Origin of the sequence: Pseudomonas sp. RU47, assembly GCF_004011755.1 — a bacterium.
In the GTDB taxonomy this organism is placed as follows: domain Bacteria; phylum Pseudomonadota; class Gammaproteobacteria; order Pseudomonadales; family Pseudomonadaceae; genus Aquipseudomonas.
Map to the genome: position 1 here is coordinate 2,829,246 of NZ_CP022411.1, position 11,685 is coordinate 2,840,930.

General features: G+C 60.5%; 11 protein-coding genes. 9 read left to right on the forward strand and 2 right to left on the reverse strand.

All coding sequences use genetic code 11. The features are described 5' to 3' along the window. Positions 1-141 precede the first annotated feature (141 nt). The 8 genes from CCX46_RS12885 to CCX46_RS12925 all read left to right on the forward strand — a co-directional run bounded on the left by CCX46_RS12885 (position 142) and on the right by CCX46_RS12925 (position 7,693). Complete coding sequence (locus tag CCX46_RS12885; protein WP_127927000.1) at positions 142-894, forward strand: GntR family transcriptional regulator; 753 nt, start codon at positions 142-144, stop codon at positions 892-894. After that, positions 891-2,621, forward strand: a complete 1,731-nt coding sequence (locus tag CCX46_RS12890) for a fumarate reductase/succinate dehydrogenase flavoprotein subunit (RefSeq protein ID WP_127927002.1) — start codon at positions 891-893, stop codon at positions 2,619-2,621. Before CCX46_RS12885 ends, CCX46_RS12890 begins: the two co-directional genes overlap by 4 nt. Positions 2,622-2,648: 27 nt before the next feature. Next, on the forward strand, positions 2,649-2,894 hold the full coding sequence (locus tag CCX46_RS12895; protein WP_003225615.1) for a 4Fe-4S dicluster domain-containing protein: 246 nt from the start codon (positions 2,649-2,651) through the stop codon (positions 2,892-2,894). A 233-nt stretch (positions 2,895-3,127) separates the two neighbouring features. Continuing rightward, a complete protein-coding gene (locus CCX46_RS12905) occupies positions 3,128-4,531 on the forward strand; it encodes an ABC transporter substrate-binding protein (protein ID WP_127927004.1) in 1,404 nt (467 codons plus the stop codon). Positions 4,532-4,831: 300 nt separating this feature from the next. Further along, a complete protein-coding gene (locus CCX46_RS12910; RefSeq protein ID WP_127927005.1) occupies positions 4,832-5,611 on the forward strand; it encodes an ABC transporter permease in 780 nt (259 codons plus the stop codon). Then, on the forward strand, positions 5,611-6,459 hold the full coding sequence (locus CCX46_RS12915) for an ABC transporter ATP-binding protein (protein ID WP_127927007.1): 849 nt from the start codon (positions 5,611-5,613) through the stop codon (positions 6,457-6,459). Before CCX46_RS12910 ends, CCX46_RS12915 begins: the two co-directional genes overlap by 1 nt. Next, positions 6,456-7,418 (forward strand): HEAT repeat domain-containing protein, encoded by a 963-nt coding sequence (locus CCX46_RS12920; protein WP_127927009.1) that lies wholly within the window; start codon positions 6,456-6,458, stop codon positions 7,416-7,418. Before CCX46_RS12915 ends, CCX46_RS12920 begins: the two co-directional genes overlap by 4 nt. Next, entirely contained in the window at positions 7,415-7,693 is a 279-nt protein-coding gene (locus CCX46_RS12925) for a DUF971 domain-containing protein (RefSeq protein WP_102901948.1), read from the forward strand. The genes CCX46_RS12920 and CCX46_RS12925 overlap by 4 nt, the downstream gene beginning before the upstream one ends. A gap of 123 nt (positions 7,694-7,816) precedes the next feature. On the opposite strand, the gene CCX46_RS12930 is transcribed toward CCX46_RS12925, so the two are convergent. After that, a complete protein-coding gene (locus CCX46_RS12930; protein ID WP_127927011.1) occupies positions 7,817-8,554 on the reverse strand; it encodes a TorF family putative porin in 738 nt (245 codons plus the stop codon). 184 nt (positions 8,555-8,738) lie between these two features. Next, positions 8,739-10,481, reverse strand: a complete 1,743-nt coding sequence (locus tag CCX46_RS12935) for an amidohydrolase (protein ID WP_127927013.1) — start codon at positions 10,479-10,481, stop codon at positions 8,739-8,741. A 103-nt stretch (positions 10,482-10,584) separates the two neighbouring features. On the opposite strand from CCX46_RS12935, the gene CCX46_RS12940 reads away from it, so the two are divergent. Next, a complete protein-coding gene (locus CCX46_RS12940) occupies positions 10,585-11,502 on the forward strand; it encodes a LysR family transcriptional regulator (protein WP_127927015.1) in 918 nt (305 codons plus the stop codon). Positions 11,503-11,685 lie beyond the last annotated feature (183 nt).

Sequence of the window (11,685 nt, forward strand, 5' to 3'; positions counted from 1 at the left end):
TACACCGCTATCGCGAGCAGGCTCACTCCTACAAGAAGCGATCGTGTGAAGCATCTAAGGTTATGCCCAAACAATATTTCTCAACCTTGTCATAACAACTCTAAGATCACGTCATAACTCGTTATAACAAGTGATCCCGTGATGACCGATAACGTTCTCTCCCTTAGCAGCGTCCCGCTGCACACCCAACTGCGCGACGTCCTCCGTGCGCGGATACTCGACGGCGAATACCCGCAAGACAGCCAGATGCCATCCGAAAGCGAACTCGGTGCGCTGTTCAAAGTCAGCCGCATCACCGTGCGCCAAGCCTTGGGCGATCTGCAAAAGGAAGGGCTGATCTTCAAGATTCACGGCAAAGGCACCTTCGTTGCCAAGCCGAAAACCTTTCAAAACGTCAGCAGCCTGCAAGGCCTCGCCGAGTCGATGACCGGGCGCGGTTACGAGGTGATCAACCGCCTGCGCAGCTTCAAATTCATCCCGGCTGACAAACGCGTCGCCGAGCGTTTGCAGGTCGCCGAGGGCGAGATCGTCGCGCAGATCAAACGCGTGCGCCTGATCAACCGTGAGCCGATCTCGCTGGAAATCACCTACCTGCCGAAAATCGTCGGCGAGCGGCTGGAGAAGGCCGATCTGGTCACCCGCGACATCTTCCTGATCCTCGAAAACGACTGCGGCATCGCCCTCGGCCACGCTGATCTGGCCATCGACGCAGTGCTCGCCGACAGCGACCTGACCCAGGCGCTGAACGTCGAGGCCGGCTCGCCGATCATGCGCATCGAGCGTCTAACCCACGACGCGCAAGGCCAGCCGCTGGACTTCGAACACCTTTACTACCGTGGCGATGCATTCCAGTACCGCCTGCGGATCGACCGGCAAAAAGGGGAGCAGGCATGACCCGCAACGTGCTCGAACAGGAATACGACATCGTCGTCATCGGCGGCGGCACCGCAGGCCCGATGGCGGCAATCAAGGCCAAAGAAAAGAACCGCGATCTGCGCGTGTTGCTGGTCGACAAGGCCAACGTCAAACGCAGCGGCGCGATCAGCATGGGCATGGACGGCCTGAACAACGCGATCATCCCCGGCCACTCGACGCCGGAGCAGTACACCAAGGAAATCACCATCGCCAACGACGGCATCGTCAATCAGGCCGCCGTTTACGCCTACGCGACCCATAGCTTCGAAACCATCGAGCAACTCGACCGTTGGGGCGTGAAGTTCGAGAAAGATGAAACCGGCGATTACGCGGTGAAAAAAGTCCACCACATGGGCGCCTACGTGCTGCCGATGCCGGAAGGGCACGACATCAAAAAAGTGCTGTATCGCCAGTTGAAACGCGCCCGGGTGAGCATCACCAATCGCCTCGTCTGCACGCGTTTGCTGACTGACGAGGAGGGCAGCGTCAATGGTGTGATGGGTTTCGATTGCCGCACCGCCGACTTCCATGTGATCAAGGCCAAAGCGGTGATCCTCGCCTGTGGCGCTGCCGGGCGCCTCGGTCTGCCGTCGTCGGGCTACCTGATGGGCACCTACGAAAACCCGACCAACGCTGGCGACGGTTACGCGATGGCCTATCACGCCGGCGCCGAACTGGCCAACCTCGAGTGCTTCCAGATCAACCCGCTGATCAAGGACTACAACGGCCCGGCCTGCGCCTACGTCACCGGCCCGTTGGGCGGCTACACCGCCAACAACAAGGGCGAACGCTTCATCGAGTGCGACTACTGGAGCGGGCAGATGATGTGGGAATTCCACCAGGAACTGGAGAGCGGCAACGGTCCGGTGTTCCTCAAACTCGATCACCTGGCCGAAGAAACCATCCAGAACATCGAGGAGATCCTGCACAGCAACGAGCGCCCGAGTCGCGGCCAGTTTCACGCCAATCGCGGCACTGATTACCGCACGCAAATGGTCGAAATGCACATCTCCGAAATCGGTTTTTGCAGCGGTCACTCGGCGTCTGGCGTGTGGGTCAACGAGCGTGCAGAGACCTCGGTGAAAGGTTTGTACTCGGCGGGTGACATGGCCGCTGTGCCGCACAATTACATGCTCGGTGCCTTCACCTACGGCTGGTTCGCCGGGCATAACGCCGCAGATTTTGTCGCCGGCCGCGAGTTTTCCGCGCTGGATGCCGAGCAAATCGAAAAGGAAAAGGCCCGGGTCTACGCACCGCTGGATCGCGAACACGGTCTGCCGCCGGCGCAGGTCGAGTACAAGCTGCGGCGTTTCGTCAACGATTACCTGCAACCGCCGAAAGTGACCAAGAAGATGCAGATCGGCCTGCAACGCTTCAGCGACATCGAGCGCGATCTCGAGCAGATGAAGGCCAACAACGCCCACGAACTGATGCGCGCGATGGAAACCAGCGTGATCCGCGACTGCGCCGAAATGGCCGCGCGCGCCTCGTTGTTCCGCGCCGAAAGCCGCTGGGGTCTGTACCACTATCGCGTTGATCATCCGCAGCGCAACGACAGCGAATGGTTCTGCCATTGCCACCTGAAGAAGGGCGAGGACGGCCAGATGACCAGTTTCAAGAAAGCCGTCGAGCCTTACATCATCCCGCTCGATGCTGAAGAAATGCAGGCTTATGACCGTTTGCGGGTCGGCGCTTTCGCCGCTTGATACATCAATAACCAGAGAGCCCGAACCATGGCCTATCAAGCTCAGGAAATCTTCTTCCGCTCCAACGCCCCCGTCACCGTGGACGAGGACAAATGCATCGCTGAAAAGGGCTGCACCGTGTGCGTCGACGTTTGCCCGATGGACTTGCTGGCGATCAACCCGGCAACGCAGAAGGCCTACATGGCGTTCGATGAATGCTGGTACTGCATGCCGTGCGAAAAGGACTGCCCGACCGGTGCCGTCAAAGTCGACATCCCCTATCTCCTGCGTTGAAACCCGATCGAAATGTGGGAGCGAGCCTGCTCGCGAAAGCAATCGTTCATTCAACATTGATGGTGACTGGCACGCCGCCTTCGCGAGCAGGCTCGCTCCCACATTTGAACTGCGACAACCCAAAGCCATCCGGTGAACCCCGGACGCTGGATTCACCGAACACCCCTCGTTTCCCACCGCGCCCTGATCGCGGCGGAGACGAACTCAAATAAATGATTCGAGGGGAAACAACCATGTTGCGTGCAGCAATCGCCGGTCTGGTACTGGCTTCGTTCACCTTGTCGGCCTCAGCCGAAACCATCCGCATTGCCATCGGCACCCAGGACACCACCATCAACTGCGCCGCCGGCGGACTGTTGATTCGTGAGCTAGGCCTGCTCGACAAATACCTGCCCCACGACGGCGCCTACAAAGACGCGAAGTACGACGTGCAGTGGAAGAACTTCACCAGCGGCGCGCCGCTGACCAACGAGATGGTCGCCGGCAAACTCGACTTCGGCGCGATGGCCGATTTCCCCGGTGCGTTCAACGGTGTCGCGTTTGAAACCGCCGGCAAGCACAGTCTGTTCATCAGCGTGTTATCGGGGAGTATCAAGGGCAGCGGCAACGGCATCGTCGTGCCGAGCGCGTCTGGCGTGCAGTCGCTGAGCGAGCTCAAGGGCAAGACGATTTCCGTGCCGTTCGCCTCCACCGCCCACGGCATGTTGCTGCGTGCGGTGGCGGCACAGGGTTGGGATCCGCTCAAGGATGTCAACATCATCGCCCAGCCGCCGGAGGTCGCCGGCTCGGCATTGCAGGCCGGCAAAATCGACGCCCACGCCGATTTTGTGCCGTTCGCCGAGCTGTTCCCGAGCCGTGGTTTCGCCCGCAAGATCTACGACGGCGCTCAGGCCAATGCGCCGACTTTCCACGGTGCGCTGGTGGATCAGGCGTATGCGAAGAAGTACCCGGAGATTGTCGTCGCTTACCTGCGCGCCAGCATCGAGGCCAGTCAATTGCTCGCCGCCGAGCCTGAGAAGTACAGCGAACTGATCGCCAAAGTCACTGGTGTCGATGCTGAAGTGAACTATCTGTTCCATGGCCCGCTCGGCGTGCAGACCCGCGACCTGAGCTGGAAGCCGGAATATCGTCAGGCGGTTGGTACGGCCATCGATACGTTGAAGCTGCTGAAGAAGGCTGATCGCGGGCTCGATCTGAATACCTTTGTCGACGATCAGTACATTCGTGCGGCGTTCAAGGCGTCGAACCTGGATTACACGGCGCAACTGGCCAACTACGCGCAGACGCCGTTGCAGGCGACGGATGCGGCGACCGGTAAAGCGATTACTGACTTCAGTCATGTTGCGGAAATCTGGGTGCGTGGTGAGGACAAGGTGCGGCAGTACGCTTCTGCGGAAGAGGCGTTTACCGCGCTGGCCGCGTTGAAGCATGCAGGCAAAAACGTCCGTGCGGTGTATGCGCAGGCCAGTGACAGCGGGATCAAGTTGCTCGCCGAGCAGGCGTGGTTTGCCAGTGATTCGAAGGGACGGTTAAGTGCGTTTTTGCTTAAGGGGCAGGCTCAGCAATATGCCTCGGCGCAGGGTGGCAAGGTTTTCGACTTCAGCGATGCCACTACCCAGGCAGTTGCTGCGCGCTGATAGAAGATCAAGAGCCCCTCACCCTAACCCTCTCCCGGGGGGAGAGGGGACTGACCGAGTTGTTTGGGCAAGGTACACCGACCTGAAATACCGAGTTGAACTCAGGTTTTGAAAAGAATCTGTCGAGCCGAACTCAGGTTTTGAAAACCATGAAGATCGGCTCCTGCTTGAGCCGAGCTCAGGTTCTGAAAACCATGAAGATCTGCTCCCTTTCCCCCTCGCCCCCCTTGGGGGGAGAGGGCTGGGGTGAGGGGGGTAATTCTCAGCCACAACACAGATCCAGAACTGGAAACCCGCTCCATGAAAACACCCATCCGCTGGACATCAAGAGCCGCCTCACTGCTGCTCTGCCTGCTGTTCTGGCAACTCGCTGCCAGCCACCACTGGAACCTTGGCCTGGTCACCTTCGCCAACGTCCCAACACCGTTGGCCGTCATCGAAGCCGCATTGGGCCTCGGCGACTCAGGCAAGCTCCTGCAACACCTGACCGCCAGCCTCAGCCGCGTCTTCGCCGGCTACCTCGCTGCGCTAGTCATCGGCATCGCCCTCGGTTTAGCCATCGGCCGTTCAAAATGGGCCGAAGACCTGCTGCTGCCCCCACTGGAAGTCCTGCGTCCAATCCCTGCCGTCGCATGGATTCCACTGGCGATCCTGATGTTCCCATCCTCGGAACTGTCGATGGTCTTCATCACCTTCACCGGCGCGCTGTTCCCGATCCTGCTCAACACCGTGCACGGCGTCGAAGGCGTCGACCCACGCCTGATCGCCTCGGCGAAAAGCCTCGGGGCCGGGCGCAGGGCGATACTGCTGGAAGTGATTTTGCCGGGCGCCGCACCCAGCATCATCACCGGCCTGGCGATCGGCATGGGCACCTCGTGGTTCTGTCTGGTCACGGCGGAAATGATCTCCGGCCAGTTCGGCATTGGTTACTACACCTGGGAGTCCTACACCATTCAGAACTACGCCGACATCGTCGTCGGCATGCTCCTGATCGGCGTGCTGGGCATGGGCAGCAGTCTGCTGATCAAACGCCTGGGCGGGTTGTTCACGCCCTGGCATCGACCGCGAGGAAAAGCCTGATGAGCGTGATGCAAACCCCGGAAGGGCGGATCGACATTCGCCAGTTGTCCATCGTCCTTGGGCAGGGAAAGGAAGCCTTCGAAGCGGTGCGCGAACTCGATTGCCAGATCGAACCGGGCCAGTTCGTCTGTATTCTCGGCCCGTCCGGTTGCGGCAAGTCGACCCTGCTCGGCGCTCTGGCCGGGCACCTGAGCGCTCATGCCGGCAGTCTCAAAGTCGATGGCGGCGAAGTGTCCGGGCCGTCGCCGCAGCGCGGCATGGTGTTCCAGCATCACACGCTGTTTCCGTGGCGCACGGTGCGTGACAACGTTGCCTTTGGCCTGAAAATGCGCGGCATCGGCAAGGCTGAACGGCATCGCGCCGCCGACGAAATCCTCAAACTGGTTGGCCTCGAAGGTTTCGCCGAACGCTGGCCAGATCAGCTGTCCGGCGGCATGCAGCAACGCGTCGAAATCGCCCGTGTGCTGGTCAATCGCCCGCGCCTGTTGCTGATGGACGAACCGTTCGGTGCACTGGATGCGCTTACTCGCTTGAACATGCAGGAACTGCTGTTGGACATCTGGACGCGGATCCGTACCACGGTGGTGTTCGTCACCCACGACATCGACGAGGCGCTGTTCCTCGCCGACCGCTTGCTGGTGATGAGCGCACGACCGGGGCGAATCATCGAAGACTTGCGCCTGGATTTCGCCCGGCCACGCACCAGCGAACTGGTCACCAGTCCTGAATTCTCGCGCCTCAAACGCCACTGCCTCGACCTGCTGCGTCACGACGATGACCGACCGCTGCCGCGCCTCAATCCGCTCGGCCTGCCTCCCGAAAACTCTTTGCCGCGATTTGCCCTATGACCTCTATCTTTGCTGTGACCGATAACCAAGACATTCTCGATCTGCAACCGCGCCTGACTGCTGAAGATGCTGGCGTGCGACGCATTGCGCTGATTGATCTGGCAGATCTGGAGGAGCCCGATGGCTTGCTCTGGCTGGTCGATCGCCTCGGCCAGGATCCCGCTGAAGACGTCCGCGCTGAAGCCGCGCGTTTGCTGGAAGCCTGGGAGGATGAAGACGTTGTGCAGGCCTTGTGCGAGGCGCTGACCGACTCGTCGCCCACCGTGCAATCCGCTGCTGCGCAGAGCTTGAGTCTGCTCAAGACGCAAGCAGCGGGGCGGGTGATTCTGCCGTGGACCGATCATGCCGACGTCAGCGTGCGCATCGCCGCGTTCCGCGCCTTGCGCGAATTGCGTTTCGCCGACGCGGCTCCTTCAGCCGTCGCGGCATTGAACGATGCCGACGCCAATGTGCGTCGCGAAGCGGTCGGTGTGCTCGGCTGGCTCAAGCAACTCGACGCGTTACCGGCGTTAGCAAGATTGGCCAGTGACGATCCCGATAACGAAGTTCGCCGCGCCGCCACCGGTGCATTGGGCCTGGCCTCCGGCGCCGAAGTATTGCCAGCCCTGCGCTTGGCCCTGCAGGACAATGCCTGGCAAGTGCGCGAAGAAGCCGCAACGACACTGGGCAAAGTCGGCCACATTGACGCCGGCTCAGCGCTGGTTGAAGCCTTGAGCGACGATTACTGGCAAGTGCGCCTGCGCGCCACTCGCAGCCTCGGTCGGCTGCGTTTCGCTCCAGCGCTGGACGCGTTGATCGAGACCCTCGGCCATCGCATCAGCAACCTGCGAAAAGAGGCCGCGCTGGCCTTGGGTGAACTGAATGATCGTGGTGCCGTCGCTGCATTGCAGGCCGCGCAGGACGACGGCGACCCGGAAGTGCGCAAAGCCGTACGCATCGCCTTGAGTCAGTTGCAATGAACCCGCTGTCGGTGGGTAATTCACAGAGTGAAGGGACGCTACGCCTGAGCTGGCCGGATGGCCGCGAACAACAACTCAACCACGCCGAGCTGCGCCGCCAGTGCCCGTGCTCGCAATGCCGCGCGTTTCGCCTCAAAGGCCTGACGCCGCTGGTTGATGAGCGCGTGCGCCTGATCGAACTCAACCCCCAGGGCTACGGCGTGCAACTGGTGTTCAGCGACGGCCACCAGCGCGGCATCTACCCGTGGGCCTATCTGGCAAACCTCAATTCTTGACCCGACAAATATCCAAATGTGGGAGCGAGCCTGCTCGCGAATGCGGTGGTTCATTCAGCATTGATGGCGACTGATATACCGCCTTCGCGAGCAGGCTCGCTCCCACAGGTGGTCAGCGTTTTTTCAGAAAGATTTGCTGACGCTGGCAACGACGGTGGCGGTGCAAACGTCTTTGAAACCCCAGTTGCTCAGACATTGGGTTTGTGAGAGATCGGTGTCGATGTAGCTCAGGCCCAGTACCACCCCGGCCAGGTTGTGGGTGAGCTTGACTTCCCATTCGCGATAACTGTCCTCAGCCTGCCCGGACGCCGAGTACAAATGCGGATCCTTGAAATCCATATTGCCGTAACGCAGCTTCAGACCTGAATCAAACGGCAGCTCGGTTTCATAACCGATGTAGCTGTACAGCGAACTCTGTTTGCTATCGATCCCCGGTGCATCGCTGGAGTAATACGCCGCCAGTTTCACCCCGTAAACCCCGAGAATCCCGTAAACCTCGCTCTGGTTGAACTGGCTTTCCTTGGGGTAGGCGTACTTGATGTAACCCAGATCGAGACTGACATCCTCGGTCGCCTGCCACAGCCAGCCGCCGTAGTAATCGACTTCCTGACGGGTTTTCAGGCCGCCGCCAAAATCGACGTTGGAGCTCCATGCGCCGAGGTACAGACCGCTGCTGTGAGCGAGGGTCAGACCGGCCTGCACCGCCGGGTCGTTCTGGGTTTGCGAGATGCCGCGAGTGCGGTAATCGCTGGCCAGGGTCAGGTCTACCTCGAGCGCAAAGTGATCGTTCAAGGGGATCGCAAAACTGCTCAACGGCAGCAGACTGAAAAAACTCAGGGCGAACAGGGGCAAGGCTTTCATGTGAAGTCCCGATGTTGTGATTATTTTTGGGCAGAAAGAGAACTGCGGGGGGATTCGATTTCGACCACCCTCACAGACCCTGTGGGAGCGAGCCTGCTCGCGAAAGCGGTGGTTCATTCAGCATTGATGGCGACTGATACGCCGCCTTCGCGAGCAGGCTCGCTCCCACAGGGGAACAGTGTTGTTATTTTGCGGCGGTGTAGACCTGGCGGCCGCTGAACCAGGTTTGCAGCACTTTGGTGTCATGCAGGGCTTTGTTGTCGACGCTGAACACGTCGCGGTCGAGGACGATAAAATCAGCCTGCTTGCCCGGCGTCAGCGAGCCGATCTGTTTCTCCAGGCCAATCGTGCGCGCCGCGTTGACGGTGTAGGCATAGAACATGGTGTCGCGGTCCAGACGCTCGTCGGCATTGAGCACACCCAACGGGCCGACACGAGTAATCGCCTGAGCCATGGCATTGAACGGGTTCGGCGTCGACACCGGCCAGTCACTGGCGCCGGCAATCGTCGCGCCCTGTTTCAGCAACGAGTGCGCTGGATATTGATAGCGAAAGGCGAGGGCGCTGACGTAGGGCTTGATCATGTCGGTGGTGTAGTCGTCGGCGCTGGCCCACAGCAGTTGCATCGAGGCGATCACGTTGAGCGGTTTGAAACGGGCGAACTCTTTTGGGTTGACCATTTGCAGGTGAGTGATCGAGTGGGTCACGCCGCTCTGGCGATCCTTGCGTGCCTGAGCGATGCCGTTCAGCGCTTCACGCACCGCGCGGTCGCCGATCGCATGGATGTGCACCAGCCAGCCGCGCTGATCGATGGCGCTGACCAGTTCGCCAAAATGCTGCGGATCGATCAGCAGTTCGCCCTGTTTGTGCGAGTTGCTGTAGGGGTCGATCATCGCCGCGCTCTGCGCCGGGAACTCGATCACGCCGTCGGCGAAGATCTTGATCCCGGGCAGCGTCAGGTTGGGGATGCCCTGAAATTGCTGGCGCACCTTGTCCAGCGTGTCGAGGTCGGCCGGCACGCTTTTCGGGTTGGCCACCAGCAGCGCCGCGACGTGCACGCTCATGTCGCCGCTTTCCGACAGCGCTTTATAGGCCGGCAGCACGCCGACGGTTTTTTCGGTTGGTTTGAGCGCGAACACTGCTTCGCCCGGTGCGGCGTTGGCGGCCGGGTCCATCCACGCGGTGATGCCGAGGCTGTTGTTGTAGCGCACCGCTGACTTGGCGGCGTTCAACATGTCGGCGGGGCTTGGTACCGGCATTTTCGAGGCGACCCGATCCCAACCGGCGTCGACCACAAAACCGTTCGGCTCGCCGTTGGCCAGTTTGCCGATGGTGTCTTTTTCCGCGTCGGGCAGGGTTTTCAGCAGGGCCGCATCAATCCCGGCGCGCTTGAGCATGACGTTATTGGCCCACGCGGTGTGGTGGTCGCTGCCAATGAACACCACCGGCACATCGGCCCATTCGCCGCTGTTGAAGGTGTTGCCCAAGGCTTCGGCCTGCGCCCAGTAAACCGAACTCATGCCGGCAATGCTCAGCACATCGCCGTGTCTGGCCTTGCCGTCTGCACGCCAGTTGCGCAGACGCTTTTGCAATTCGTCGAGGCCGACGACTTCGTCTTCCATGTTCGCCGAGACCATTTCCAGTCCGCCGAAAATCGCGTGGGAATGGCTGTCGATCAGGCCGGGCATCAGCGCTTTGCCCTTGAGGTCGATGACTTTTGTGCCAGGTTCGATCAAGGCTTTGATCTGCGCGTCGCTGCCGACTTTCAGCACTTTGCCGTTCTCCACGGCCAGCGCTTGTACTTTGGGTTGCGCGCGGTCGGCGGTGAAAATCTTGCCGTTGAGCAGGATCAGATCGGCGGCGGCCATGGCTTCCATCGAGGCAAAACTTACAGCGGCTACCAACAGACTCGGGATGAATCTTTTCATTGAAGATTTCCTTGTTATTGCGTCTGATGGCGAGATTAGTGGCTGACACCAGCCGACAGAACGCCTCCCTCACGAAAAACGTTTTTGCCTGAATGGAAAAAGCATGGATAAGTTGGGTGCATTGAAAATGTTCGTGGTCACCGCGCAGCTCGGCAGTTTCAGTCGCGCCGCCGAGCAGTTGGGCAAGACCCCGTCGGCGCTGACCAAAGCGGTCAATCACCTGGAATCGGAGCTGGGCGCACGGCTGTTCGAGCGCAGCACGCGGCGGATTTTGCTCACCGAAATTGGCCGCGTGTACCTGGAAACCGCGCGGTTGGTGCTGCAGCGGCTGGACGAAGCCAGCGAGGAAATCGAGCAGTTGCAGCACGGCTTGCGCGGCAGCCTGAAAATCACCGCACCGCTGGCGTATGGCCGGGCGTTTCTCGATCAGGTGTGTGACGGATTTTTGCAGCAATATCCGCAGATCAGCCTGCAAGTGGATCTGTGCGATGCGTTCGTCAATCTGCTGGAAAGCGGTTACGACCTGGCGTTGCGTGAGGGCCACGATGACTTGCCGGGGCTGATTGCGCGGGTGGTCGGCAGCAATCGTCTGGCGTTGTGCGGCAGCCCCGAATACCTGACGCGCAAGGGCTTGCCGGTGAATCCGCAAACCCTTGAGCAGCATGAATGGCTGCTCTATCAGCACCCGTTGCTTAGCCGCGAATTCTGGTGGGCCGAACGCGACGGGCAGCGCTTGAGCCTGGCGCAACCGACGGCGCCGCTGTTACGCAGTGACAATTACGATCTGTTGCTGGCCAGTGCCCTGGCCGGGCGTGGTTTGCTGCACACGCCGTTGTGGAGCGCCGCGCCGTACATTGCCGACGGGCGATTGGTGCGGGTCATGGCTGATTACGAGATCGATCCGGATACTTTCGGCCCGCACATCCTGGCGGTGTACCCGAGCCATCGGCGGGCCACGGCGAAGGTCGTTGCCTTCATCGATTACATCGCAGCATTTCTCGCCGAACGCGGCCTTGGCTAACACCCACGCACTGATCGTTCCCACGCTCCGGCATGGGAATGCAGCCCGTGACGCTCCGCGTCACTGGACGCAGAGCGTCCCTAGAGGCATTCCCACGCAGAGCGTGGGAACGATCAAGAACGTAGGAACGATCAACGTGGGGTGGGCCGACCTGCGGCGCTTGTCAGGAAAATCCTACAGGAG